This window comes from Curtobacterium sp. 24E2, assembly GCF_016925595.1.
In the GTDB taxonomy this organism is placed as follows: domain Bacteria; phylum Actinomycetota; class Actinomycetes; order Actinomycetales; family Microbacteriaceae; genus Curtobacterium.
Genome location: NZ_CP068987.1, coordinates 1,164,265 through 1,189,445, shown reverse-complemented (window position 1 = coordinate 1,189,445; position 25,181 = coordinate 1,164,265). Strand labels below are relative to the sequence as shown.

The following is a 25,181-nucleotide window of genomic DNA, read 5'->3' as shown; positions in this document are numbered from 1 at the left end:
TCAGGGGACGCGCGGGGCGTCGGGCGCGCTTGCGCCGGGCTCGTCTGCGCTTGTGCTTGCGCCGGGTGCGCCTGCGTCATCGCCGGCGTCGTCGCGCTCGGCCGCCGCACACCGCTCGCAGATGCCCCAGTACGTGACCTCTGCGGTGGTGACGGCGAAGCCGTGCGCGTCCGACGGGGTCAGGCAGGGCGAGTGCCCGACGGCGCAGTCGACGTCCTCGATCGCGCCGCACAGCGTGCAGACGATGTGGTGGTGGTTGTCCCCGGTCCGTCGCTCGTACCGCGCGGGGCTGCCGGCCGGCTCGATGCGTCGGACGAGTCCGACGCCGGTCAGCGCCGCGAGCACGCCGTACACGGCCTGGTGACTGGTCGTCAGGGCTCTGCCGTGAGCGCCGTGACGATGTCGTCGGCGGTGGCGTGCGGCATGGATCCGGTGGCACGCAGCACCGCGAGTCGCGGCGTCGTGACCCGGAGGCCCGAGGTGCGGAGCAGATCGGCGTCGGCGTCCATGCTGAGCCTTTCTTTTGAAGGAATCAAGACAACACGCTCACTGTACACGAGGTTCCACCGAGGACCAGCGGTCTGACACATGCCGCGACCGGAATACGGAGTGTCACGATCCGGTCGCGATCAGCTGGACCAACGCTCGACCGACCATTCCGCACGCTAACGTCCCGACATGTCCACGAGCCACGGCCTGTCTGAACAGGCGAACAGCGCACCGGACGTCCGGGGATCATCGCGAAGCGGGACCTGGTCGTCGACCTCATCCGGACGGCCTGCGTCGTCCTCGTCGTCATCGTGCACGTCACGATGGTCGGCGTCGCGTCCGACGACCACGGAGTGCGGGTGACGAGCCCCCTGCAGGAACTCCCGTGGTACGTCGCCGCCACCTGGGTCGGGCAGGTGATGCCCCTCTTCTTCGTGGTCGGCGGCTTCGCGAGCGCAGTCGGCTGGCGCAGCACCGTCGCCCGCGGTGGGCCGAGCCCTGCTCGCGACTACCTGGCCACCCGCCTCGTGCGCCTGTTCCGGCCCGCGGTTCCGCTGTTCCTCTTCCTCGCGCTCGGGCTCGGTGTGGCCACGGCCGCCGGCACCCCGCCGGACCTCCTCGCCGAGGTCGCGTTCGGCATCGGCTCACCGCTCTGGTTCCTCGCCGCCTACGGCATCACGCAGTGCTGCGTGCCGCTGATGATGCGGTTCCACGAGCGCGCGCCCTGGGCGACCCTCGGCGTGTTGCTCGTGCTCGCGGCGGTGGTCGACGCGGTCCGCCTGGCCACCGGGGTCGCCGAGGTCGGACTGCTCAACCTCGGGCCGGTGTGGCTCTTCGCGCAGCAGCTCGGGTTCCTCTGGGCCGACGGCTGGTTCGCTCGGCGGTCGAAGGCGCTCCTGCTCGCGGTGGCCGTCGCCGCCTACGCCCTGCTCGTCCCGATGACCTCGGTCGGTTTGTGGGCACCGGACATGCTGCAGGACCTCAACCCGCCGATGCTCCCGCTGGCGTTCCTCGCGATCGCGCAGGCCTGCCTGGTCCAGCTCGTGCACGCTCCGCTCACCCGCCTGATGCGCACCAGGGCTGCGCTCGGCGCCGTGTTCGTCCTCGGCCGCGACGGCATGACCATCTACCTGTGGCACCTGCCGCTCTTCATCGCGCTGAACGGGATCGCCCTGCTGGTCGGGCTGCCGTTCCCGACGCCGGGCTCCGGCGGGTGGTGGGCGTCCCGGCTGATCGCGCTGGTCGCGGTGCTCGCCGTCGCGCTCGGGGTTGCTCGGGCACTCCGCTGGTTCGACCGCCCACTCCCCGGCTGCTGCCCTCGGCCGACCGCCCGTCCTGGCCGGTCGTCGCTGTCGCTGCGCTCTGCACGATCGGTCCGGCGTTCCTGGTGATGCAGCTGCACCTGTCGTTCGCGGTCGCGGTCGTCGGCGCCGTGGCCGTGCCGATCGGGGTGTGGTTGCTCTCGCGGACCACGCCGGCCCGGGGCGTCACCCGGATCTGAACCGGTTCTCACCGTTCGGGGCGCCTCGGGCCTGCACCGGCACACGCGCCGGGCAGAGGATGGCGGCAGGCCGATCCCCTGGAGGCACCCGACGCCGTCGACACCCGAGTTCTGGAGCACCTGGCGGTTCGATCCCCTGTCCGCGGTGATGATCGCCGTCGCCGCGGTCGCCTACGGCTGGTGGGTGGTCGGCGCTGCGCGCCGCGGCGCACGCTGGCCCTGGTGGCGCACCCTCGCCTTCGTCGCCGCACTGGTGCTGTTCGGGATCCTGCAGTTCGGCATCGTCGGCGTCTACGACCAGCAGCTGCGGTGGGCGTTCGTGCTGCGGTCCGCCCTGCTCTTCTTCGCGGTCCCCACCTTCGCCGCGCTCGGTGCGCCCGTCTCGTTGCTCCGGACAGGAGGCCCGGATCGCCTCGCGCACGCCGCCAACGCCGCCATGCGGTCGCGTCCAGTGCGCCTGCTCGGCAACGCGATCGTCGCGCCGCTCGTCGCCCTCGTCCTGTTCGGCCTCTTGCTGACACCGTTCGCGGCGACCCTGCGCGAATCGTCCGTCTGGGCCGTCGTGATCACGGTGATGGTGCCGATGCTCGGGTTCGGGTTGCTCGCTCCGCTGTCGGAACCCGGTGTGCTGCGGTCGTCGACGTTCGTCACCGCGGAGTTCCTGCTCGCCTTCGTGGAGCTGATGATCGACGCGGTGCCGGGCATCGTGCTCCGGATCACGAACCACGTGCTCGACGGGTCGGTGGTGCAGGCCGTGGGGCAACCGTGGTTCCCGTCACCGCTGCGCGATCAGCACCTGGCGGGCGACCTGCTGTGGTTCATCGCCGAGGTGGCGGACATCCCCGTGCTCATCTCGCTGTTCATCCGGTGGCAGCGGACCGATCGCCGCGAGGCCCACGCCGTCGACGCCCTGACCGACGAGCAGATCGACGAGTTGACGCGGGAGCACCTGCAGCGCCGCGGTTGAGCGGGCGCGGGCGCGGGCGCGGGCGCGGGCGGCGCATGGTGAGCAGAAATGGTCGGGTGCCCGCAGGCGACCCGACCATTTCTGCTCACGAACTGTGCGCGTTCCTACTTCGACGGGGCTCCGGCGGCCTCGGGCTGCGCGGTCACGCCACCGGTCTGCTGCCAGGCGACGGTCTGCTTCGGCTTCGCCAGGAACAGCGCCGCCACGATCGCCGCGAGGAGCACGATCGCCGGAAGGAACAGCGACTCTCCCATGGCCCGCGAGAACGGCTCGAGCAGGGCCCCGGGCAATCCGCCGACCTGCTGCTCGGCACCACCGGCGGAGGTCCCACCGGTCGAGGCCGGGAAGTTCGCGGTGATCCGAGCCTCCATCAGCGCGGCGATGCCGGCGGAACCGAGCACGGCACCGATCTGACGAGTCGTGTTGTAGACGCCCGAGCCGGCACCGGCCAGCTTCGGCGGCAGGTTGCGCGTCGCCGAGACGGACAGCGGACCCCACATGCACGCGTTGGCGATGCCGAGGAGCGCGCTCGGCAGGAGCACCCATCCCCAGTCGGCACTCGACGACAGCAGGGCGCCGAACCAGAACAGCCCGGCCGAGAAGCACGCGAGCCCGAACGCGGCGACCCAGCGCGGGTTCCACCGGTTGAGGTTCTTGCCGACGAGCGGGGCGAGGCCGGCGGACAGCACGGCCTGCGGCACGAGGAGCAGCGCAGCCTGGGTCGGCGAGAACCGCAGGACGTCCTGCGCCCAGAGCATGATCGGCAGCGCGAACGAGGCGATCGCGACACCGACGGCCGTGATGGCGACGTTGGCCAGGGTGAAGTTGCGGTCCTTGAACAGACCGAGGGGCAGCAGCGGCTCACCCTTCTGCACGCCCTGCCAGACGACGAACCCGGCGAGCACCACGAGGCCGACGATGATGAGCGACCACACCGAGATCGGCCCGGCGATGGTGCCCCAGTCGTAGGTCTCGCCTTCCTGGATGCCGAAGACGAGGAGGAACAGCCCCGCGGCGGACAGGAAGATGCCGAGGTAGTCGAAGCGGTGCCCGTGGCGGTCGAACGACGGCACGAAGCGCTGCGCGAGCACGAACGCCACGACACCGACGGGGACGTTCACGAAGAAGATCCACTCCCAGCCGAAGCCGTCGACGAGCAGGCCGCCGACGATCGGGCCGACGAGCGAGGCGACACCGGCGACGGCGCCCCACAGACCCATCGCGGCACCGCGGTTCTGCGGCGGGAAGATGCGCGTGATGACGGACATCGTCTGCGGGCTCATCATCGCGGCGCCGAGGCCCTGCACGACACGGGCCACGATGAGCATCTCGATCGAGCCGGACAGACCGCACCAGAGGCTGGCGAGCGTGAAGACCACGAGGCCGATCTGGTACATGACCTTCGGGCCGAAGCGGTCACCGAGCCGGCCGGTGATGAGCAGCGGCACGGCGTAGGCGAGCAGGTACGCGCTCGTCACCCAGATCACGGAGTTGATGTCCGCGTCGAGCTTCTGCGCGATGGTGGGGGTGGCGACCGACACGATGGTCGAGTCGACGAGGATCATGAAGAAGCCGACGACGAGCGCCCAGAGGGCGGGCCACGGCTTCTTCTCGGTCGTCCGCGGAGGCGTGACGGTGGTCATCGAGTGGTGTCCTTGCTGTTCGTGGGGAAGTCAGTGTCTGTGGGGACGGCCGGGCCGTCCCAGGGAGGTCGCCGCTGGCGATGCGGTCGACGGTGGTGCTGAGCCACTCGATCTGCGCGGCGAGCATCGCACGGACGTACGACACGTCGAGCCAGTACCGCTCGGTCAGCTGCTTGGCCTGCACGCGCTGGAGTGCCTGGTCGTAGTCGTCGCGCTCCCGTTCGAGTACGACGATCCGGGCCCGGACGGCATCGACCGCCTCGGTGTGCGGCAGGTTCTCGAGCACGGAGAGCGCCAGGTGGAACTCCGGGTACTCGTCCGCGGGCTCCGCCACCATGCGGCGGAGCCCGTCCGCGAGCGCTGCGCGGCCCGCGTCGGTGATCGTGTACGTGGTGCGTTCCGGCCGGTTGCCGTCGCGGTCGGTGCCCACGACCTCGGCGAACCCGAGCTCGGCGAGGCGGCCGACCTGGTGGTACAGGGTGCCCGGGCGGACCTTGACGTTCCGCTCCTCCTGCCGGTGGACCATCGTCTGGAACATCTCGTACGGGTGCATCGGGGCCTCGTTCAGCAGGTCGAGCGCGGCGAACGCGAGCGGCGTGAGCGACGCCATGCGGGCCTCCTGACGGATCGATGCGGCAGTCTTCCGACTGGACTATTCGACTTCGAATATACGGAGTGGAACACAGGTGAGCAAACGCACAGCACGTTCTCCACAGGAGGCCCGGATCCGTCCCGGCGTGTCGCGCGCGCCCCGTAGACTGGTCGCGTCCCCCACCCCTGAAGCGCTGGAGAGAACACGTGCCAACGATCGTCGTCGAGGTCATGCCCAAGGCTGAGATCCTCGACCCCCAGGGCAAGGCGGTGGGCAACGCCCTCGCCCGTCTGGGCAAGGCCGACCTGACCAACGTCCGCATCGGCAAGCGCTTCGAGGTGACCGTCGACGGCCCCGTCGACGATGCCAAGCTGGCCGAGGTCCGCGACATCGCCGCCGACGTCTTCTCGAACGCGGTCATCGAGGACGTCGTCTCGGTCACCGTCGAAGGGCAGTGACCCGGATGCGCATCGGCGTCATCACCTTCCCCGGCTCCCTCGACGACCGTGACGCCCAGCGCGCGATCCGTCTCGCCGGCGCCGACCCCGTCGTCCTCTGGCACGGCGACCACGACCTGCAGGGCGTCGACGCCATCGTGCTGCCCGGCGGGTTCTCGTACGGCGACTACCTGCGCGCCGGTGCGATCGCCGCGAAGGCGCCGATCATGGCCGAGGTCATCGACGCTGCCGGCAAGGGCATGCCCGTGCTCGGCATCTGCAACGGCTTCCAGATGCTGGCCGAGGCCCGTCTGGTCCCCGGGGCGCACACCCGCAACGCGCACCAGCAGTTCATCCGCCGCGACCAGAAGCTCCGCGTCGAGACCACCTCGACCGCCTGGACCTCCGGGTTCACCGCGCAGCAGGAGATCACGATCCCGCTCAAGAACGCCGACGGTCGGTTCGTCGCCGACGCCGACGAGATCAAGCGCATCGAGGACAACGGCCAGGTCGTGTTCCGTTACGTCGGCGTGAACCCGAACGGGTCGATCGACGACATCGCCGGCGTCTCGAACGAGCGCGGCAACGTCGTGGGCCTGATGCCGCACCCCGAGCACGCGACCGAGCCCGGGTTCGGCCCGGACACGGCCGCTGCCATGGCCTCCGGCACGGACGGCCTCACCTTCTTCACCTCCGTGATCGAGTCGACGCTCGTCAAGTGACGGCCGCGACTCCAGTGACAGGGAACGACAACACCGTGACGACTTACGTGCGCCCGAAGCCCGACACCGTGCAGGATGCCGCGGCGACTCCCGACAAGGACCAGCCGTACGACGCGCTCGGCCTGAAGCCGGACGAGTACGCCCGCATCAAGGAGATCCTCGGCCGCCGCCCCACCTCGGGCGAGCTGGCGATGTACTCCGTCATGTGGTCCGAGCACTGCTCCTACAAGTCCTCGAAGAACTACCTCCGTCAGTTCGGCAAGAAGGTCACGCCGGAGATGACGAAGAACCTGATGGTCGGCATGGGCGAGAACGCCGGTGTCGTCGACGTCGGCAACGGCTGGGCGGTGACCTTCAAGGTCGAGTCGCACAACCACCCGTCCTACGTCGAGCCGTACCAGGGCGCCGCGACCGGCGTCGGCGGCATCGTCCGCGACATCATCTCGATGGGCGCCCGCCCGGTCGCCGTGATGGACCAGCTCCGCTTCGGCGCGATCGACCACGAGGACACCGCACGCGTCGTGCACGGCGTCGTCGGTGGCATCTCGTTCTACGGCAACTGCCTCGGTCTGCCGAACATCGGCGGCGAGACCTACTTCGACCCGGTGTACCAGGGCAACCCGCTGGTCAACGCCCTGGCGGTCGGCGTCCTACGGCACGAGGACCTGCACCTGGCGAACGCGTCCGGTGCCGGCAACAAGGTCGTGCTGTTCGGTGCCCGCACCGGTGGCGACGGCATCGGCGGCGCGTCGATCCTGGCGTCCGACACCTTCACCGAGGGCGGCCCGACCAAGCGTCCCGCCGTCCAGGTCGGTGACCCCTTCGCCGAGAAGGTCCTGATCGAGTGCTGCCTCGAGCTGTTCCAGAAGGAACTGGTCGAGGGCATCCAGGACCTCGGCGCCGCGGGCATCTCCTGCGCCACGTCCGAGCTCGCGAGCAACGGCGACGGCGGCATGCACATCTCGCTCGACGACGTCCTGCTGCGCGACCCCACGCTCACGGCCGAAGAGATCCTGATGTCGGAGAGCCAGGAGCGCATGATGGCGGTCGTCCGCCCCGACAAGCTCGACGAGTTCCTGAGCGTCGTCGGCAAGTGGGAGGTCGAGACCAGCGTCCTGGGCGAGGTCACCGGCACCGGCCGTCTCGTCATCGACTGGCAGGGTCAGGAGATCGTGAACGTCGACCCGCGCACCGTCGCCGTCGACGGCCCGGTCTACGACCGCCCGGTCGCCTACCCGACCTGGATCGACGCGCTGCAGGCCGACACCGCGGCGTCGCTCGACCGTCCGGCCGACGGCCCCGCCCTCAAGGCGCAGTTCCTCAGCCTGCTCGGCTCGCCGAACCTGTCGTCCAAGAACTGGGTCACGAACCAGTACGACACCTACGTGCTCGGCAACACGGCCCTGTCCTTCCCCGACGACGGCGGCATGATCCGCGTCGACGAGGAAACGGGTCTCGGTGTCGCCATCGCCACCGACGCCAACGGCCGCTACTGCCAGCTCGACCCGAAGCAGGGCGCTCGTCTGGCCCTGGCCGAGGCGTACCGGAACGTCGCCGTCACCGGTGCCGTCCCCGCTGCGGTCACCGACTGCCTGAACTTCGGTTCCCCCGAGAACCCCGAGGTCATGTGGCAGTTCTCCGAAGCGGTCGAGGGCCTGGCCGACGGCTGCATGGAGCTCGGCATCCCCGTCACCGGCGGCAACGTGTCGTTCTACAACCAGACCGGCACGACCCCGATCCACCCGACCCCGGTCGTCGGTGTGCTCGGTGTCATCGACGACGTCGCCAAGCGCGTCCCGTCGGGCTGGCAGGACGACGGCCACAACATCTACCTGCTCGGCACCACGAGCCTCGAGCTCGACGGGTCGGCCTGGGCCGGCACGGTGCACGGCCACCTCGGCGGTCGTCCGCCGGCGGTCGACCTCGGTCGCGAGAAGGAACTCGCCGAGCTGCTCTTCGCAGCGAGCGGCGAGCAACTGCTGACGAGTGCGCACGACCTGGCGGACGGTGGCCTCGGCCAGTCGCTCGCCGAGTCGGTGCTCCGCTTCGGCCTCGGCGCCCGCGTGGTCCTCGACGAGCTCGAGTCCCGCGACGGCGTCGACACGGCGACCGCGCTGTTCTCCGAGTCGACCGGTCGCGTCATCGTGACCGTCCGCCGCGAGGACGACGTCCGCTTCCAGGGTCTGTGCGACGGTCGGGGCTTCCCGGTCCTGCGCATCGGCGTGACCGACGCCACGTCGAACGCGCTCGAGGTCCAGGGGGCGTTCACGGCGACGCTCGACGAGCTCCGCGGCACGCACAACGCGACGCTGCCGACCCGCTTCGGCGACGTGATCGTCGAGGACGTCACCGAGGGGTACGTCGGCCGTGGGCCGCTCGACTCCGACGGTGCGTTCTCGCCGCGCACGGACTCCTAGGCCCGGCGGACACCGCGTGCCCATCGTCACCCTGCCCTTCGCGGAGCTCGTCGACCGGTTCGGCCCCGTGCCGGACGGCATCGAGCTGGACGTGTGGGACGTCGAGGCGCCGTACGGTCGCCCGGACGACGTCGCGATCACGTTCCTGCCGTTCTACTTCGGTGGGCGGCACCGCTGGCAGTTCGTGCACGACCTGCCGGCGCTCGAGCTCCTGCAACTGCCGAGCGCCGGCTACGAGCACGCGGTGCCGCACGTGCCCGGTCACGCCCAGCTGGCGAACGGTCGGGGGATCCACGACGACGAGACCGCCGAGCTCGCCGTCGGCCTGGCGCTGACCTCGCTGCGTGAGCTCGCGGCGTTCCAGGCCGATCGCGCGAACGGTGTGTGGGACGCCCGGGAGACCCGGTCCCTGGCCGACCGCCGGGTCACGGTCGTCGGCTACGGCGCGATCGGGTCGGCGATCGCCACCCGGTTCGAGGCGTTCCGCACCGAGGTCACCGTGGTGGCCCGCACCGCTCGCGACCAGGACGGTCGCCACGTGCACGCGTTCGGCGAGCTGCCCGAGCTGGCACCGACGACGGACGTCCTCGTGCTCATCGCGCCGCTGACGGACGAGACCGAGCGGCTGGTCGACGCCGAGCTGCTGGCCGCGCTGCCCGACGGCGCCCTGGTGGTGAACGTCGCCCGCGGCAAGGTCGTCGACACCGATGCACTGGTGGCGGAGCTGCAGTCCGAGCGGCTGTTCGCGGCGCTCGACGTCACCGACCCCGAGCCCCTGCCCGACGGCCACCCGCTGTGGACGACGCCGAACACGGTCCTCACGCCGCACGTCGGGGGCAACACCGACCTGAGCGTCCCGCGGTCGATCGACCTGATGCGTCGGCAGGTCGCCGCGCTGGCCGAGGGTCGCCCGTTCGAGAACCTGATCGAGCGCTAGCGCCCCGTCGGAACACGCCGTCGTCTCCGTCCGACGCCTCAGTGCCGACGAGACGCCCCTGAAGTCAGCGGTGTCTCGTGAACAACGAGGCGTTGTCGCGACACGACGGCGTCAGGCGCGCTCCAGCAAGCACGCGGTCAGAGCGGGACGATGCACGTCGGGGTACCGACGGCGATCTGCTCGACGGCCTCGCCCGGCACGCCGTCGGCACCGATCGGCAGCACGGCGATGGCGTCCGACCGCTCGTTGGCGACGAGCACGTACCCGGGCACCCGGGCGAAGTGCCGCGGCCAGGCACCCCCGCACGACGCGGACCCGACGAGCGCGAGCCCGTCGTCGGCAGCGTCGAGCACCACGATCAGGTCGCGGCCACGGACGGCGACGGTCACGAGTCCAGCGTCGTCGACCTCGATGTGGCTGAGGAGCGACTCCCCCACCGCACCCTCGAACGTCGGGGTCGAGGCGATCGTCACGAGCGAGCCGGACTCGTCGCGTCGGAGTCGGTGGACCGCGCCGTCGAGCTCACCGGCGACGAACAGGTCGCCGTCGTACCAGGCCAGGTGTCGCGGGCCGACACCGGGCGCCACGTGGTGCACGCGCAGGGCCTCGAGCGCGGGGACGCCGTCGGCCGACACCGTCACGCGGAACTCGTGCAGTGCGTCGCCACCGAGGTCGGCGACGAGCACCGTGCCGTCCGGCGTCGCGACGGACTGGTGCGCGTGCGGCGCATCCTGCCGGTCCTGCACCGGGCCGGTGGCAGCCGGCAGGGTCGCGACGGCGATGGCCGAGGCGGGGACGGCGAGCCGGTCGGTGCGCCCGTGCACGCCGTCGGCGGGCAGGACGACACCGTCGCTCGCGAGCACCGAGGCGGAGAACGACTCGGCCGCCGCCAGGGAGACGGCGGTGACGGTGCCGGAGACGTAGTTCGTGACGATGAGGGCCCCGGACGGGTCGACCCGCAGGTGGCAGGGGGCGTCACCGCCGGCGGAGGCGTCCCACAGGTGTTCGAGCGCGCCGTTCTGCATCCGGAAGGCGGAGACGCCGCCGTCGTTGGTCTCGGACACGGCGTAGACGCGGTCGCCCGACACCGCGAGGAACGAGGGATCGTCGAGCACCGCGACGGTACGAGCGACCGCCACCGTCGGAGCGCCCGTGCCCGTGCGGGCAGCGCCGCCGTCGACCAGAGAGATGCCGGTCGCGTTCCCGCCGCCGGTGGCGGTGTAGGAACCGACGAGCAGGGTCGGCAGGTCGACGCTCATTCGTCGCGCCCGGCGATGCGCTCGTGGTGGTGGATGACCTCGGCGACGATGAAGTTGAGGAACTTCTCCGCGAAGGCGGGGTCGAGGTGCGCCTCGGCGGCGAGGCTCCGGAGCCGTGCGACCTGGATCTGTTCGCGGTCCGGGTCGGCGGCGGGCATGCCCGATTCGGCCTTCAGGTGCCCCACTCGCTGCGTGTACTTGAAGCGCTCGGCGAGCATGTGGATGACGGCGGCGTCGATGTTGTCGATGCTCTGCCGGATGCTCCGGAGTTCGGCGACGGCCGTCGCTTCGGGCTCGGGCGGGGTGACGTCGTCGCTCATGCCCCGAGCCTACTGGCGGACGCGCAGCCGAACCCCGCCGACGCCTGCGAGAATGAGCACATGTCGGTCTTGCTCGTGATCTCGGGCGTGTGTGCGGTCCTCGCTGGCCTCGTCCACGTGTACATCTGGTTCCTCGAATCCATCATCTGGACGAGCCCACGTGCCCGCAAGGTGTTCGGCATCGCGACCGAGACCGAGGCCGACGCGACCCGCTCCCTGGCGTTCAACCAGGGGTTCTACAACTTGTTCCTGGCGATCGGCGCGATCCTCGGTGTCGTGCTGGTGCTGGCGGGCAACACCGCGACCGGCTGGACCCTCGTCGTGTTCTCGACCGCGAGCATGCTCGGCGCCGCGGTGATCCTGGTCGGCTCCGGCCGCAAGTACGTCAACTCCGCGTTCAAGCAGGGCACGCTCCCGCTGATCGCGCTGCTCTTCGCGCTGCTCGGCTCGAGCTTCCCCGTCTGAGCCGTCCCGACCACACCGTCAGCCCCGAACACCACGCAAAAGCGACAGGGTGCCGCCGAACATCGGCGGCACCCTGTCGCTTTCGCGGGTGAAGACCGGCCAGGTCAGCCGAGCTTGTCCTCGAACTGCGCCGGCAGCTTGTCGAGCGCCCACTCGATCGCGGCGGTGGTGCCCATCGAGAACGCCGACGACACGTCCTTGTCGTCGAAGACGATGTAATGACCGGCCTCGACCGACGGCACCTTCTGGAACAGCGGGTCCGACTCGGCCTTCGACGCGTCGACGTAGATCGGCAGGATCAGCGTCAGGTCGGCGTCGAGCAGGTCGAGGTTCTCGTCGGACAGCGTGACGGAGAACGCCTTGCCGGCTTCCTTGTCGATGGCCGACGGGATCGTGAACCCGAGGTTCTTCATGAACGACGAGCGGCTGTCGGTGGAGGCGTACGCCCCGAAGCCCTCGGAGCTGTACGCACCGACGACGGCGGTCTTGCCCTCGAAGTCCGGGTGGGCCTTGCGCGCCGCGGCGTAGGCGTCGTCGAGGTCGGAGAGCAGCTTCTTGCCCTCGGACTCCTTGCCGAGCGCCTTCGCGATCATCGTGGTCTGCTGCTCGGTGGACGCCAGGTAGTTCTCGCCGCCCTTCGGGATCGCGACGGTCGGCGCGATCGCGGACAGCTTGTCGTAGCGGTCCTTGTCGCCCGACGACTTCACGTCGAGGATCAGGTCCGGGTTGAGCTTGAGGATGTCCTCGTAGCTCGGCTCGAGCGTCTGGATGATCTTCGGCGACTTCGTGTACGCGTCCTTGAGCCACGGGCCGACGCCGTCGCCACCGAAGGCGAGCCAGTCGCTCGCGCCGACCGGCTGCACGCCGAGCTCGAGCGCGGTCTCGGCGTCGCCCCAGCCGAGTGCGACGACGCGCTTCGGCTGCGAGTCGATCGTCGTGGTGCCGAGGCCGGTCGTGATGGACACCGGGAAGGCGCCGTCGGACGACGATCCCGAAGACGACTCGGACGAGCTGGAGCCGGAGGCACAGCCGGCGAGGACGAGGGAGGCTGCGACGACGGCACCCGCAGCAGCGAGCACACGTCGGAGACGAAGGGATGAGCGGATCACGAAGGGTAGCCTAACCTAACGGCGCGCACAGGAAATCAGCTGGATAGGCTGGGTGATCGTGGCCGTCCCAGATCCAGACCGCACGCGCCTCGCGGTGCTCGGCTCCCCCATCGCGCATTCGCTCTCCCCACGCTCCACGAAGCGGCCTACGACGTGCTCGGGTTGGGGTGGTCGTACGGGAGGCACGAGGTCGCGTCCGGCGGGCTCGACGCGTTCGTCGCGGGGCTGGGTCCCGGATGGCGCGGGCTGAGTCTCACGATGCCGCTCAAGCGCGAGGTGCTGCCGCTCCTGGACCGCACGACCCCGCTCGTCGACGAGCTCGGGGTCGCCAACACGGTGGCGTTCCGCCGCGAGGGCGACAGCATCGTCCGCGCGGGCGCCAACACCGACGTCCAGGGGCTCGTCCGACCGGTCGAGGCCCTCGGGCACCTGCCCGGGGAGGCCACGATCCTGGGCGGTGGCGCGACCGCGGCGAGCGCCCTGACCGCGGCCGTGCGGCTCGGGGCGTCGCTCGTGCGCGTGTTCCTGCGCGACACCGCGAAGGCCGGGTCGCTCGTGGAGCTGGCCGTGCGGCTCGGCGTCTCGCTCGAGGTCCTGCCGCTCACCGACCTGCCCGGCACCCACCACGGGTTCGTCCTGTCGACGCTGCCCGGCGGCGCGGCCGACCCGCTCGAGCTGGTGCCGTCGGGGTCGGACGCCGTGCTGTTCGACGTCGCCTACGAACCGTGGCCGACCGCGGTCGCGTCGCGCTGGGCCGGTGCGGGCGGCCGGGTGCTGAACGGCCTCGACATGCTCACCGAACAGGCCATCGGGCAGATCCGCTTCTTCCTGACCGGTGACGAGGACGAGCTGCTGCCCGACGAGGCCGCCGTCCGTCGTGCGATGCGCACGGCTGTCGGTCTGCCCGCCGTCATCAGCAGCTAGCCGAAGACGACCACACCGGCGACCCTCGGTCAGCCGCGGGACCGCGCCTCGGCGTCGAGCAGTGCGACGGAGACGTCCCACAGCCGGTCGGCCTGGTCCGGGTCGAGCGCCCAGGGCAGCACGCCGTGCAGGCCGTCCTCGATCCGCTCGACCACCGCTGCTTCGTGGCAGTCCTCGAAGTAGCGGCCGGTGACCCCGTCGAGTTCCGGTGCGGTGGCGAGCAGGACCGAGGTCGCTGCTCCCTGCTCCGGGGTCTTCACGGCGTCGGCCGCGGCGATCTTCGTGGCGGCGAGGACCTCGGGGTCCCAGTGCTTCTGCAGCCCGGTCCAGATCCCGCCGGGCATCAGGGCGTTCGCGGTGATGCCGTCGGCGGCCCACCGCCGGCCGGCAGCCACGGCGAACAGCACGTTGGCGGTCTTCGACTGGCCGTAGGCGAGGCCGGGTTCGTAGGGACGCCGTCGGAAGAACAGGTCGTCGAACACGACGGGCGAACCGCCGTGCCCACTCGACGACACCGAGACGATGCGCGCCGAACCCGAGGCGGCCAGGGCGTCGTGCAGCCCGAGCGCGAGGGCGAAGTGCCCGAGGTGGTTCGTCGCGAACTGCGACTCCCACCCGGCGGGTGTGTACGACTCGGGCGCGTCCATGATGCCGGCGTTGGCGACGAGCACGTCGAGCGGACCCGACCACGCTGCGGTGAACGCCTCGACGGAGCCCGGACGGTCCAGGTGCAGTTCGACGACGGCCGGTGCGTCCCGACCCGAGGTCCGGGCGATGTCCTCCGCCACACGTCGGCCGGCGTCGACGTCCCGCACGGCGAGCGTCACGCGCGCCCCGGCTCCGGCGAGCGCTCGGGCGGTCTCCACCCCGATACCGGAAGCCGCGCCGGTGACGATCGCCGTGCGCCCCGTCAGGTCGAGGCCGTCGACGACCTCGGCGGCCGTGGTCCGGTCGCCGAAGCGGGTGAGGTCGCGTGCGGGCATGTCGACTCCTGTCAGCTGGCGTGGTGCGGAGCCGTCAGGCGACGACACCGTCCACGTAGAACCATCGTCCCTGCTCGCAGACGAACTCGCTCGTCTCCTCGAGCGTGCCGCGGTCGTCGTCTGAACGCCACCACGCGCGGAACGCGACCGTGCCCCGGGAGTCGAACGGGCCTCCCGAGGTCGTCGTCAGGACGTCCAACCGGGTCCAGCGCTGGGACGCGTCCAACTCGAGGGCGGCCGGACGGGTGCGCGGGTGCCAGGTGAGCAACAGGTACTCCGGCAGGCCCAGCGCGAACGCGCTGAAGCGTGAGCGCATCAGGCGCTCCGCGGTGGGCGCGGCCGCGCCGCGGTGCAGGGGGCCGCAGCACTCGCCGTAGGGGTTGCCGCTCAGGCAGGGGCAGCGCGTCTCGTCGGTGACCACGCCGGAACGCTAGTGGACGATCGACAGCGTGACGGTGATGTTGCCGCGGGTGGCGTTCGAGTACGGGCAGATCTCGTGCGCGCGCTCGGCGAGGCGCTGGCGCTGCTCCTGCGGGGCGGCCGGGGCGTAGACGTCGAGTTCGACGGCCAGGCCGAAGGCGCCGTTGCCGGTGCCGCCGATGCCGACCTCGGCGGAGACCTCGGCGCCGGTGGTGTCGAGGTCCAGTTCCTTGCCTGCGGCGTGCAGTGCACCGAGGAAGCACGCGGCGTACCCGGCGGCGAACAGCTGCTCGGGGTTGGTGCCCTCGCCGCTGCCGCCCATCTCCTTCGGCGGGCGGGTGTCCAGGTCGAGCCGGTCGTCCTCGCTGCGGACGTGCCCGTCGCGGCCGCCTCCGGTGGCGTGGGCGGCTGCGGTGTAGACGATGTCGAGACTCATGGAACCGAGGTCATCGCGCCCACCTGGACGTGTGCTGCGCGTGCCCGGGGTACCGGGCCCGAGCACCCGCGTGTGCCCGGGCCGCCGGGCGTGTCCGGCGCCGCCGACTCTGACGCACGCCAACTCCGAACCGGGTAGACATGACACGTGTTCAAGATCGGGTGGCAGGTGTACCGGGAGCGACTGCCCGCACTCGTCAGCGTGCAGCGCCGCCGCCGCATCGTGGTCGTCGGCGTGATCGTGGCCGTCGTCGCACTGGCGGGCCTCGTCGTCCTCGGACTGGCCTTCGACGACGGCTCCGTCCCCGTCGCCGCTGCGATCGTCGTGGCGGTGCTGTTCGCCTCCGGCATCGGACTCATCGGCACGTGCTTCGTACCGGTCGGGCCGAAGGGCTGGAACGTCCCGCCGATCCCCGGAATCGGCTGGCGCACCCAGGAGGCGATCGCCCGCTACTACCGCCGCAACCCTCCCACGGTCGACCCGAAGCACCGTGACGCCGTCCTGCACGGCATGCCCGAGACCCGCGATCTGCTGGTCCGAGCAGCGTTCCGCGGGTACCTGCTGCTGGGAGGGTGGGCGCTCGCGTTGCTCGCGACCGTGCTGCTCAACGTCTTCACGGTCTCGACGAACGACGACATCGTCGGTCTCTCCGCGGTCTGGATCCTCATCCCGGCGAGCGGTGCCGTCACCGCCATCGGGGGCATCCGCACCCTCGGCCGTCAGGAGCAGCTGCGTGTCGAGGCCGAGGCCCTCCCGCCCGTCCCCCGGCACCGCCCGCCCGCGGTCGGCCCGGCACCCCGAAGGGCAGCAAGCTCTCGCTGCCGGGCGACTGACCCGTGTTCGCACTCGGTTGGCGGATCTTCTTCCGGCACGTCGACGACGTGCTGGACCCACGTCGTGTCCGCCGCGCAGCAGCGTGGTCCGGTGCAGCGGCCGCGGTCGCGCTGGTCGGCATGCTCGTCCTGGAGGCCCGGCTCGGCTGGACGGCACAGCCTCCGCTCCGCAGCGTGGCGGCCATCGTGCTGCTGGCGGCCGGCGTGGGCCTGCTCACGTTCGCGTGCTTCCCGACGCGGCGCCCGCCGGACCCCTCGGCGACGATCAACGGGCGGCAGGTGCGAGCCTCGTGGCAGAACTCGGTGCGGTGGTCGGCGCAGCCCTACCTGCTGCGACGGCCACGCCCTGTCCGTCCAGAGGACCGCGAGGCCGTCCGCACCGACACGGTCCTGCTGCGGCGCGGCCTGATCGGCACGCTCGCCCGCGTCACCCCGCTGCTGGGGGCCGGGATCGCCGCCCTCGGTGCCGGCCCGTTGCTCGACGTCGCGCCCTGGTGGCCCGTGGTGTCCGTCGCGCTGTACGTCCTCGTGCTGCCCGAGTACGTCGTCCGCCTCGGCCGCTCCGAGCGCGCCCGGGTCGCCGCCGAGGCCGCCGAGCCGCTCGAGGTCCCCGCCGGCCCGACTTCGTGAGGGACAAGGGAACAGCGCCGGCCGCGCGACTGTCGGGGGCACGGGGCACACTGGGCGCATGTGTGGAAGGTTCGTCGTCTCCGACACCACGGCCGATCTGTTGCCCGAGCTCCTCGGTGAGCTCGCCGGCCGGCCCGAGCACGTCGACCAGGACACCGGCGTCGGGGGGACGGGCCTGGTGCCGAGCTGGAACGTCGCCCCGACCGACCCCGTGTCCGCGGTGCGCCAGCGGCACGGCGAACGCGAGTTGCCGCAGATCAGCTGGGGCTTCGTGCCGAGCTGGGCGAAGGACTTCCAGAAGCAGCGCCCAAAGCCGATCAACGCGCGCATCGAGACGGTCGCGACGAGCGGCATGTTCAAGCGGGCCTTCGCGACGAACCGGTGCATCGTGCCGGCGCAGGGCTACTACGAGTGGGTGGTGCGCGAGGACGGCAAGGAACCCCACTTCGTCCACGAGCCCGGCGGCGCCCTGGCCATGGCCGGGGTCGTGAGCGCCTGGCCGGACCCGACCAAGCCCGACGGCGACCCGGACAAGTGGCGGCTGTCGCTGGCGATCATCACGCGGGACGCCCACGTGGCCCCGGGCGAGGTGCACGACCGCATGCCGGCGTTCCTGACGCCCGACGGCTACGACGACTGGCTCGGGGGCGAGTTGCCGACCGACGACCTGCTCGCGCTGCTCGACCACGAGTCGCTGACGGTCGCGGCCGGCCTGGAGCAGTACGAGGTCGCGCGCACCGTGAACAGCGTGAAGAACGACGGCCCGCAGCTCATCGAGCCCGTCGCCTAGACTGGCCCTCTGACCGAATCTGATCGGTGCGGTTGACCCGTCGCGAGCGCGCGGTCGATCCGAGGCTGGAAACCTCCGGCGTTCCCCATCGAAGCCCGGAGACCATTTCCATGACCATGCCCTCGCGGACCGCATCCGACACGACCGCACCGTCCAGGCGCTGGTGGGCGCTCGTCGTCCTCGCGCTGACCCAACTCGTCGTGGTGCTCGACGGCACCATCGTCAACATCGCCCTGCCCCAGGCGCAACAGGAACTCGGCCTCAGCGACGGTGAACGCCAGTGGGTCGTGACCGCCTACGCCCTCGCGTTCGGTGCCCTCCTGCTGCTCGGTGGTCGAGTCGCTGACTACTGGGGGCGGAAGCGCACGTTCCTCGTCGGCATGCTCGGGTTCGGCGTCGCCTCCGTCATCGGCGGCATCGCCCAGAACGGCACCGAGCTGATCATCGCTCGTGGTCTCCAAGGCGTGTTCGCTGCGCTGCTGGCGCCGGCCGCGCTCGCGCTGCTGACCGTGACCTTCCCGAGCGGCCGTGAGCGGAACACTGCGTTCGCCGTCTTCGGGACGGTCGCGGGCGCGGGCGCAGCCGTGGGCCTCGTGCTCGGCGGTGTCCTGACCGAGTTCGCCGACTGGCGGTGGTGCCTGCTCGTGAACGTCTTCTTCGTGGTTGTGGGACTCATCGGCGGCATGCTGCTGGTGCAGGAGTCCAAGGCCGAGGGCGACAACCGCTACGACCTGCTCGGTGCCGCCACCGTCACGCTCGGCCTCGGATCGCTGGTGTACGGGTTCAGCCTCGCCGAGCAGGGCTGGGGCGAGATCCGGACGATCGGCTTCCTCGCCCTGGGCGCGGGACTGCTCGTGCTGTTCGTGTTCGTCGAGAGCCGTGTCGCCCAGCCTCTGTTGCCGTTGCGCGTCGTCACCGACGCGGTCCGGGGCGGAGCCTTCCTCGTCCAGATGATCGTCGGCAGCGTCCTGATCGGAGCCATGCTCTACGTGGCGTTCCACCTGCAGATCGTGCTCGGGATGGACCCGTTGCCCGCCGGCCTGGCCACGCTGCCGATGACGCTCACCATCATGGTCGTGGCTCCGATCGCCACGAAGCTGCTGTCCTCCGTCGGCCCGCGGCCGATGATGATCGGCGGACCGTTGATCGCCGCCGTCGGGCTCGGGTACCTCAGCCGCCTCACGGCGGACGGTTCCTACGTGGTCCAGGTGCTGCCGGCGCTGATCGTGTTGGGTCTCGGCCTCGCGTTCGTCTTCGTGCCACTGCAGAACCTCGCACTCACGGGCGTCGCGCCGCACGACGCCGGTGCGGCCTCGGCCACGTTGAACTCCGCGCTGCAGATCGGCGGGTCGATCGGTCTGTCCGTGTTCACCGCGCTCTACGCCGCTGCCGTCGCTCGCTACGACGGAGGCGGCTCGGAGCTGGACGCGTTCGCGGACGGGTACTCCGTGGCGTTCCTCGCAGCGGCCATCGGCATGGTGCTCGCGTCGGTCATCGCCGCCGTGTTCATCCGCGGCTCGAAGTCCGACTTGCTGCCCCAGGGGTCCGGCACGGAGGCAGCGGTGCCGGTGCACTGACTCCGGCTCCTCACCCGCCCGCTGGCGGCGTGCGTCGGACGCGACCACGGCACGACGACGGGAGGCCCGGATCACGTGCGCCTGTCGGCTGACGTGATCCGGGCCTCCCGGTCGACCTCGGTGGTCACGAACGCGCGCTGCGTCGGATCCCCGGGGTGGCTGCGATGCCCGCCGCGAGGCGGCGACGTGTCACGAGCAGCACGCCGGCCAGGAGCAGGGCGATCGCCGCGAGGCCGAGGCCGACCAGGCCGGTCGCGCCGGTGAGGGCGAGCTCCGCGGTGTGGACCGCTGCCGCGATGCCGGTCGGGTAGGTGACCGTGATGGTCGCCGTCACCGTCTGGCCGTTGCTGTCCGTCACCACGTACCCGATGAGGGTCGTGCCGGTGTGGCTCTCCGCCGGGGTGAACACGACCTTGCCGTCGCGGACGGTCCAGGTGCCCTCGTGGCTGACGACGACGCGGTCGGACTGCTTGCCCGTCTCCGGGTCGATCAGGTGCAGGGTGCCCGCCTCGAAGGTGGCACCGCCCGAGGCGGAGTCGTTGTCGAGCGGGTCGATCGTGACCTGGTGCCCGACGGTCCCGGTGGCGGAGTCGTCCTTCGCGACAGCGGCGGCGACGACCGTCATCGTGGCGGTGGCGGTGGTGGTCTGCCCCGAGGCGTCGGTCACCGTGTAGGTGAAGGTGTCCGTGCCGGTGAAGCCGGCGGCCGCGGTGTAGACGTACGCACCGGTGGGCTGGACCGTCACCGTGCCGTGGGCCGGCCGCCGGTCCAGGGCGGCGGTGAGGCGGGTGCCCTGGTCGTTGGCGAGCAGACCGTGGGCGGTGTCACGGGCGATCGGGGTGCCGGCGACGGTGCGGCCGGCGTCCTTCGTCGCGTCGATGCCGACGGTGACGGTGACGGTGGCGTCGACCTGCTGACCCGAGGCATCCTGCGCCCGGTAGGTCACGGTGTCGGTGCCGGAGAAGCCCTTCGCCGGGGTGTAGACGAACGTGCCGTCCGCGGCGATCGAGACCGCGCCGTGCTCCGCCGTACCGGAGGTCACGACCCTCAGGTCGCTGCCGTGGTCGTTGCCGAGGACGCCGGGGCCTGCGACGGCGACCGGCTTGCCGGCCTTCGTGGCCGCCTTGTCGTTCGTCGCCGTCGGGGTGACGGTGATCGTGACGAGGCCGGTCGCGGTGTTGCCGTCGCGGTCGACCGCCGTGTAGGTGAAGGTGTCGATGCCGGACCAGTCGTGCTCCGGCGTGTAGACGTACGAGCCGTCCTTCGCCAGCACCACGGTGCCGTGCGCCGGCTTGCGGTCGGTCTTCGCCCACAGGTCGGTGCCCTCGTCGTCGGACAGGACGCCCGTTCCGACGGTCGCGGTCACGGTGCCGTTGGTGGCGGTGCGGCCGGTGTCGGGCGTCGCCATGGTGCCGACCAGGACGGTGACGGTCGCCGTGGTGGTCTGGCCGGAGCCGTCCGTGACCGTGTACGTGAACGTGTCCGTGCCGGAGAAGCCCTTCTTCGGCAGGTAGACGAGCGAGCCGGGCTCGGTGCCCTTGGTCACGTCGCCGTGTGCGGCGCCACCGTGGCCGGTGACCGTGAGCGTCGTGCCGTGGTCGTTGGCCGTCAGCGTCGTGCCGGCGATCGCCAGCGCCGTGCCCGCGGTGGTGTGCACGGCGTCCGCGACGGCGACGGGCTCGACCGTCACCGTGACGGTCGCCGTCGCGGTGCCGCCGGTCGGGTCGGTCACCGTGTAGGTGAACGTGTCCGTGCCGGAGAAGCCGTCGGCCGGCGTGTACGTGACGGTGGTGCCGGTGCCGGTGCCGGTGCCGGTGCCGGTGCCGGTGCCGGTGCCGGCTCCGCGTCCGGTGATCGCGGCCTCGCCGTGACCGGGCTTGGTGACCGCGGTGACGGTGAGTTCCGTGCCGGAGTCGTTGCCCGTGACCACGACGTCGACCGGGGTCGAGGCGGAGGTGGTCGCGGTGTCGGCGACGGCCTTCGGGGCGACGACGATCGTCACGGTGCCGGTCGTGGTGCCGCCGGCGCCGTCGGTGACGGTGTAGTCGAACGAGTCCGGGCCGGAGTAGCCGGGCTTCGGCGTGTAGGTGTAGCCGCCGTCCTTCTCGACGACGACGTCACCGTGCGACGGGTCGGTGTTGTCCGTGACGTGCAGGTCGGTGCCGGTGGCGCCGTCGAGCACGCCCTTGTCGGCCGGCACGGTGGTCGAGCCGTCGGCGTCGGCCGTGGTCGAGCCGCCCGCCGTGACGGGGGTGACCCGGACGGAGACGGTGCCGGTGTTCGTGAGGCCGTTGCGGTCGGTGACCGTGTACGTGAACTCGTCGGTGCCCGAGAAGCCGGGCTTCGGCGTGTAGGTGACCGTGCCGTCGTCGTTCCGGACCGCGGTGCCGTTCGTGCCGCTCTTGCCGACGGGGATGTCGAGCACCGACAGGCCGGTGCCGTGGTCGTTGCCGGTCAGGTCGGCGGAGGTGACCGTCTTGCTGCCGCCTGCCGTGACCGTGATCTCGTCCGGCTCGGTGCCGGGCTCGACCGTGATGGTCACCACACCCGTGGCCGTCCCGCCGGAGGGGTCCTTCGCCGTGTAGGTGAAGGTGTCCGTGCCCGAGAAGCCGTCCTTCGGGGTGTACGTGTACGCCCCGTCCTCCGCCAGCTCGAGGTCGCCGTTCGCCGGTTCGAGGTCGACCGTGGCGGTGAGCTTCGTGCCCTCGTCGTTCGCGAGGACGCCCGTGCGGTCGTCGCCGTCCCCGCCCACGGTCAGCGTGGTGCCGGCGGTGGCGGTCGCGGTGTCCGGGGTGGCCATCGGGCCGACGACGACGGTGATCGTGCCGGTCGTGGTCTGGCCGGAGTCGTCCCGCACCGTGTAGGTGACGGTGTCGGTGCCCGAGAATCCGGGCTTCGGCGTGTACGTGATCGTGCCGGTGGTCGGGTCGATCGTGACGTCGCCGTGCGTCGTGCCGTCGGCGTCCGGCACGGCGGCCGCGTCGGTGACGGTCAGCTTCGTTCCCTTGTCGTTGCCGGTGAGCGTCGTCGGCGCGATGGTCAGCGTCTCGCCGGACTTCGTCGACACGGTGTCGCCGTTCGCGACCGGCTTGACGGTGACGGTGACCGTCGCCGGGCTGGTGGTGACCTTCGAGCCGTCGGTCACGGTGTAGGTGAACGAGTCGGTGCCGGAGAAGTCACCCGTCGGCGTGTAGTCGACGGTGCCGTCCTCGGCCACCACGGCGGTGCCGTTCGCCGGACCGGTGACGATCGTGGTGACCAGGTCCGTGCCGCGGTCGTTGTGCTGCACGTCGACGTTCACCGGGGTGCCGGCGCTCGTCGTCGTGGAGTCGTTCGCGATCGTCGGGTTGACCGTGATGGTCACCGTGGCGGTCGTCGGCGCACCGGCGGTGTCCGTCGCGGTGTACCGGAACGAGTCCGTGCCCGAGAAACCGTCGGCCGGCGTGTAGGTGATCGCACCGGTCGCCTTGTCGAGGGTGAGCTCGCCGTGCGCGGGCTTCGTGTTCGACGAGACGGTCAGGCCGGTGCCGAGGTCGTTGCCCAGGACGCCGGTGGCGCGGGTGTCGGCGGTGTAGGTGTTGCCGGCGGCGACGCGGACGGTGTCGTCCTTCGCCAGCGGGGCGACGTTCACGGTCACGGTGACGGTGTCGCTCTTCCCGTTGCCGTCGGTGACGGTGTACGTGAAGGAGTCGGCGCCGGAGTACCCGGTGGCCGGGGTGTAGGTGTAGCTGCCGTCCTTCGCGACGACGACGTCACCGTGCGGCGGCTTGGTGCTGCCCGTCACCGTCAGGTCCGAGCCGAGGTCGTTGGCGAGCAGGCCGGGGGCAGTGCCGGGGGTGCCGGTGCCGGTTCCGCTTCCGGTTCCGCTTCCGCTGATCGGCGAGCCTGCCGTCGCGGTGACGGTGTCCGCGACCGCGGTCGGCAGCACCGTGATGGTGACGGTGCCGGAGATCTCCGCGCCGTCGCCGTCCTTCGCCGTGTAGGTGAACGAGTCCGGACCGGAGTACCCGGCGGTCGGGGTGTACGAGTACGAACCGTCCTTGCCGACGGTCAGGTCACCGTGGGCGGGCTTCGTGTTGCCCGTGACCGTCAGGCCGGTGCCGTGGTCGTTCGCGAGCAGACCCGTCTTCGCGTCCGCGGTGGCGGTCTGGCCGGCGTGCACGCTGAACGCGTCGTCGGTGCCCGCCGGGGCGACGGTGATCGTCACGGTGCTGGTCGACGTCTGGCCGGAGGAGTCCTTCGCCGTGTACTGGAAGGTGTCCGTGCCCGAGAAGCCGTCGGCCGGGGTGTACGTGTACGAGCCGTCGGGGTTCACGGTCGCGGTGCCGTGGGCGGGCGTGGTGTTCGACACGACGGACAGGCCGGTGCCGCTGTCGTTCGCCAGGACGCCCTTCGCCGGCACGGTCAGCGTGGTGCCGTTCGGCGTGTTGCCGGTGTCCGAGGTCGTGGTGACGTGGACGGCCTTGAGCGTGTTGGTGAAGGTCACCATGACGTCGGTGCCGTCGGCGGTCGTGGCTGCGGGGAACGTGAAGGTGCCGGTGTTCCCGGTGCCCTCGGCGACCAGCGCGCCGGTCGTCTGGTTCCGTGCCACCCACGACGTGCTGTAGTTCGCCAGGTCGGTGGTGCCCGAGGCGGTCTGCGTGACCGTGTAGTCCTTGTTCGGCGTGCTCAGGACCGCGCCGGCGCGCTGCGACTGGGTGCCGGTGTCCTTGCCGGTCGTCGTCGCCGAGGTGCCGGGCTTCGTGGGGTCGATGCCGCCGCCGGTGATGGCGAGGCCGAACTGGTCGCCTGTGTTCCAGCGCTTGTCGACGCTCGACTCACCGGTGACGGTGTCGGCGTAGTTGCAGCTGGCCAGGTCGCTGGCGGCGTAGTTGCCGACGATCGGGAAGCTGCGGACCTGCGCACCCGAGGTGGGGTCGAGCTGGTAGATCGTGGTCGTGGAGACGTTGTTCGCCGTCACGGTGTTCGACACGTACAGGTAGCCGTCGGACGAGAACGCGATGCCCGGGCTGCTGGTGCCTGCCGGCAGGGTCGCGATCGCGGACGTGGTCATGACCGTGCTGCCCGAGGTGCTCGGGACCTCGTCGGTGTTGACGCGGTAGACCGTGTCGGCCGCCACGACGAAGAACAGGCCGCGCGAGCTGAACGCGAAGTCACCGTTGCCGGCCTTCAGACCGTTGATCTGTCCGACCTGACCGAGGTACGTCTTGGTCGCCGGGTCGTAGGCACCGAGCCACCCGGTGTTGTCGCCGTAGTAGTAGATGCCGTTCTTCGGGTTGACCGCACCACGGATGACGGTCCGTGTCTTGTCCGTGGCGATCGGATCCGACGCGACGTTGGTCTTCGGGTCGTACTGCCGCAGCGTGGCGCTGACGTTGTTCGACGCGGCGAACATCGACAGGCCCTCACGCGAGATGCCCAGGCCGTTGTTGGCCCCGGTGCCGAGGTTGGTGACGTCGGCGGTCGTGCCCTTGGAGTCACCCGTGGTGATGTCCACCGCGACGACCTTGCCCGTGCCGTCGATGGCGTAGAGCGTGTTCTGGTCGCACACCAGTGCACCGTTCGAGATCGCGGTGACGGCCGAGGCAGGCTCGGCGGCGATGACCGCCGTGGTCGTCGAGAGACCGGCGCCGACGAGCAGCGCGGCGCCGAACATGGCGACGGTTCGGACGCCGAAGCGGCGTCGAGGCACAGCGGTGCCCTGGGAAACAGGCAGCATGATCACTTTCG

The 25,181-nt window shown here is 71.0% G+C and carries 19 protein-coding genes and 2 pseudogenes; 11 read left to right on the top strand and 10 right to left on the bottom strand.

Annotated features, from left to right (window positions below; all coding sequences use genetic code 11):
• Window positions 1-509, bottom strand: a pseudogene (locus JN350_RS05980) (Fur family transcriptional regulator).
• A gap of 303 nt (window positions 510-812) precedes the next feature.
• Between JN350_RS05980 and JN350_RS05975 the strand changes: the two are divergent.
• Window positions 813-1,880: an acyltransferase family protein gene (locus JN350_RS05975; protein WP_240347690.1), complete on the top strand. Its 1,068-nt coding sequence runs from the start codon at window positions 813-815 to the stop codon at window positions 1,878-1,880.
• A gap of 258 nt (window positions 1,881-2,138) precedes the next feature.
• On the top strand, window positions 2,139-2,957 hold the full coding sequence (locus JN350_RS05970; RefSeq protein WP_205464377.1) for a cytochrome c oxidase assembly protein: 819 nt from the start codon (window positions 2,139-2,141) through the stop codon (window positions 2,955-2,957).
• 104 nt (window positions 2,958-3,061) lie between these two features.
• Here JN350_RS05970 and JN350_RS05965 read toward each other — a convergent pair whose 3' ends face one another.
• Window positions 3,062-4,600 carry a DHA2 family efflux MFS transporter permease subunit gene (locus JN350_RS05965; protein ID WP_205463909.1) on the bottom strand — a complete coding sequence of 513 codons (1,539 nt, stop codon included), beginning with the start codon at window positions 4,598-4,600 and terminating at the stop codon, window positions 3,062-3,064.
• Window positions 4,601-4,964: 364 nt separating this feature from the next.
• Window positions 4,965-5,210: pseudogene (locus JN350_RS20075) on the bottom strand (PadR family transcriptional regulator); the annotation flags it as partial.
• A gap of 188 nt (window positions 5,211-5,398) precedes the next feature.
• Here JN350_RS20075 and purS point away from each other — a divergent pair.
• Genes purS through JN350_RS05940 form a run of 4 tightly spaced genes read left to right on the top strand, consistent with a single transcriptional unit; the run spans window position 5,399 to window position 9,705 of the window.
• Window positions 5,399-5,650, top strand: coding sequence for a phosphoribosylformylglycinamidine synthase subunit PurS (purS, locus tag JN350_RS05955; protein ID WP_017886272.1), 252 nt, complete (start codon window positions 5,399-5,401; stop codon window positions 5,648-5,650).
• A 5-nt stretch (window positions 5,651-5,655) separates the two neighbouring features.
• Entirely contained in the window at window positions 5,656-6,351 is a 696-nt protein-coding gene (purQ, locus tag JN350_RS05950; RefSeq protein ID WP_205464376.1) for a phosphoribosylformylglycinamidine synthase subunit PurQ, read from the top strand.
• 35 nt (window positions 6,352-6,386) lie between these two features.
• Window positions 6,387-8,768, top strand: a complete 2,382-nt coding sequence (gene purL / locus JN350_RS05945; RefSeq protein ID WP_240347578.1) for a phosphoribosylformylglycinamidine synthase subunit PurL — start codon at window positions 6,387-6,389, stop codon at window positions 8,766-8,768.
• A 16-nt stretch (window positions 8,769-8,784) separates the two neighbouring features.
• On the top strand, window positions 8,785-9,705 hold the full coding sequence (locus tag JN350_RS05940) for a 2-hydroxyacid dehydrogenase (RefSeq protein WP_205463907.1): 921 nt from the start codon (window positions 8,785-8,787) through the stop codon (window positions 9,703-9,705).
• Window positions 9,706-9,842: 137 nt separating this feature from the next.
• Here JN350_RS05940 and JN350_RS05935 read toward each other — a convergent pair whose 3' ends face one another.
• Together JN350_RS05935 and JN350_RS05930 are read right to left on the bottom strand one after the other, a co-directional pair.
• Complete coding sequence (locus tag JN350_RS05935; protein WP_205463906.1) at window positions 9,843-10,964, bottom strand: lactonase family protein; 1,122 nt, start codon at window positions 10,962-10,964, stop codon at window positions 9,843-9,845.
• Complete coding sequence (locus JN350_RS05930) at window positions 10,961-11,284, bottom strand: chorismate mutase (RefSeq protein ID WP_123671988.1); 324 nt, start codon at window positions 11,282-11,284, stop codon at window positions 10,961-10,963. The genes JN350_RS05935 and JN350_RS05930 overlap by 4 nt, the downstream gene beginning before the upstream one ends.
• 60 nt (window positions 11,285-11,344) lie before the next feature.
• On the opposite strand from JN350_RS05930, the gene JN350_RS05925 reads away from it, so the two are divergent.
• Window positions 11,345-11,749 carry a DUF1304 domain-containing protein gene (locus JN350_RS05925; protein WP_123293628.1) on the top strand — a complete coding sequence of 135 codons (405 nt, stop codon included), beginning with the start codon at window positions 11,345-11,347 and terminating at the stop codon, window positions 11,747-11,749.
• Window positions 11,750-11,853: 104 nt separating this feature from the next.
• Here the strand turns inward: JN350_RS05925 and JN350_RS05920 are convergent, their stop codons facing one another.
• A complete protein-coding gene (locus JN350_RS05920; RefSeq protein ID WP_240347577.1) occupies window positions 11,854-12,858 on the bottom strand; it encodes an iron-siderophore ABC transporter substrate-binding protein in 1,005 nt (334 codons plus the stop codon).
• Window positions 12,859-13,011: 153 nt separating this feature from the next.
• Between JN350_RS05920 and JN350_RS05915 the strand changes: the two genes are divergently transcribed.
• On the top strand, window positions 13,012-13,782 hold the full coding sequence (locus JN350_RS05915) for a shikimate dehydrogenase family protein (RefSeq protein ID WP_205463905.1): 771 nt from the start codon (window positions 13,012-13,014) through the stop codon (window positions 13,780-13,782).
• A 29-nt stretch (window positions 13,783-13,811) separates the two neighbouring features.
• Here JN350_RS05915 and JN350_RS05910 read toward each other — a convergent pair whose 3' ends face one another.
• The 3 genes from JN350_RS05910 to JN350_RS05900 are packed head-to-tail and all read right to left on the bottom strand — an operon-like array spanning window position 13,812 to window position 15,621.
• The gene (locus tag JN350_RS05910) at window positions 13,812-14,765 is read right to left on the bottom strand and encodes an SDR family NAD(P)-dependent oxidoreductase (protein WP_205463904.1); all 954 of its coding nucleotides are present in this window, start codon (window positions 14,763-14,765) and stop codon (window positions 13,812-13,814) included.
• A 34-nt stretch (window positions 14,766-14,799) separates the two neighbouring features.
• Window positions 14,800-15,186: a YchJ family protein gene (locus JN350_RS05905; RefSeq protein ID WP_205463902.1), complete on the bottom strand. Its 387-nt coding sequence runs from the start codon at window positions 15,184-15,186 to the stop codon at window positions 14,800-14,802.
• A gap of 9 nt (window positions 15,187-15,195) precedes the next feature.
• A complete protein-coding gene (locus JN350_RS05900) occupies window positions 15,196-15,621 on the bottom strand; it encodes an organic hydroperoxide resistance protein (protein ID WP_205463901.1) in 426 nt (141 codons plus the stop codon).
• 836 nt (window positions 15,622-16,457) lie between these two features.
• Between JN350_RS05900 and JN350_RS05895 the strand changes: the two genes are divergently transcribed.
• From JN350_RS05895 to JN350_RS05885, 3 genes are all read left to right on the top strand, one after another.
• Window positions 16,458-17,084 (top strand): hypothetical protein, encoded by a 627-nt coding sequence (locus JN350_RS05895; protein ID WP_205463899.1) that lies wholly within the window; start codon window positions 16,458-16,460, stop codon window positions 17,082-17,084.
• A gap of 58 nt (window positions 17,085-17,142) precedes the next feature.
• The gene (locus JN350_RS05890) at window positions 17,143-17,874 is read left to right on the top strand and encodes an SOS response-associated peptidase (protein WP_205463898.1); all 732 of its coding nucleotides are present in this window, start codon (window positions 17,143-17,145) and stop codon (window positions 17,872-17,874) included.
• Between the two features lie 110 nt (window positions 17,875-17,984).
• Window positions 17,985-19,451, top strand: coding sequence for an MFS transporter (locus JN350_RS05885; protein ID WP_205463897.1), 1,467 nt, complete (start codon window positions 17,985-17,987; stop codon window positions 19,449-19,451).
• A 124-nt stretch (window positions 19,452-19,575) separates the two neighbouring features.
• Here the strand turns inward: JN350_RS05885 and JN350_RS05880 are convergent, their stop codons facing one another.
• Window positions 19,576-25,170, bottom strand: a complete 5,595-nt coding sequence (locus JN350_RS05880) for an Ig-like domain-containing protein (protein WP_205463896.1) — start codon at window positions 25,168-25,170, stop codon at window positions 19,576-19,578.
• Between the last annotated feature and the right edge of the window lie 11 nt (window positions 25,171-25,181).

What these genes read in the sequence shown, in the direction of transcription:
- JN350_RS05975 (WP_240347690.1), top strand. Translation starts at nt 813, where the DNA reads ATGGTCGGCGTCGCGTCCGACGACCACGGAGTGCGGGTGACGAGCCCC.
- JN350_RS05970 (WP_205464377.1), top strand. Translation starts at nt 2,139, where the DNA reads ATGATCGCCGTCGCCGCGGTCGCCTACGGCTGGTGGGTGGTCGGCGCT.
- JN350_RS05965 (WP_205463909.1), bottom strand. Translation starts at nt 4,600, where the DNA reads ATGACCACCGTCACGCCTCCGCGGACGACCGAGAAGAAGCCGTGGCCC.
- purQ (WP_205464376.1), top strand. Translation starts at nt 5,656, where the DNA reads ATGCGCATCGGCGTCATCACCTTCCCCGGCTCCCTCGACGACCGTGAC.
- JN350_RS05935 (WP_205463906.1), bottom strand. Translation starts at nt 10,964, where the DNA reads ATGAGCGTCGACCTGCCGACCCTGCTCGTCGGTTCCTACACCGCCACC.
- JN350_RS05930 (WP_123671988.1), bottom strand. Translation starts at nt 11,284, where the DNA reads ATGAGCGACGACGTCACCCCGCCCGAGCCCGAAGCGACGGCCGTCGCC.
- JN350_RS05925 (WP_123293628.1), top strand. Translation starts at nt 11,345, where the DNA reads ATGTCGGTCTTGCTCGTGATCTCGGGCGTGTGTGCGGTCCTCGCTGGC.
- JN350_RS05910 (WP_205463904.1), bottom strand. Translation starts at nt 14,765, where the DNA reads ATGCCCGCACGCGACCTCACCCGCTTCGGCGACCGGACCACGGCCGCC.
- JN350_RS05900 (WP_205463901.1), bottom strand. Translation starts at nt 15,621, where the DNA reads ATGAGTCTCGACATCGTCTACACCGCAGCCGCCCACGCCACCGGAGGC.
- JN350_RS05890 (WP_205463898.1), top strand. Translation starts at nt 17,143, where the DNA reads ATGTGTGGAAGGTTCGTCGTCTCCGACACCACGGCCGATCTGTTGCCC.
- JN350_RS05885 (WP_205463897.1), top strand. Translation starts at nt 17,985, where the DNA reads ATGACCATGCCCTCGCGGACCGCATCCGACACGACCGCACCGTCCAGG.
- JN350_RS05880 (WP_205463896.1), bottom strand. Translation starts at nt 25,170, where the DNA reads ATGCTGCCTGTTTCCCAGGGCACCGCTGTGCCTCGACGCCGCTTCGGC.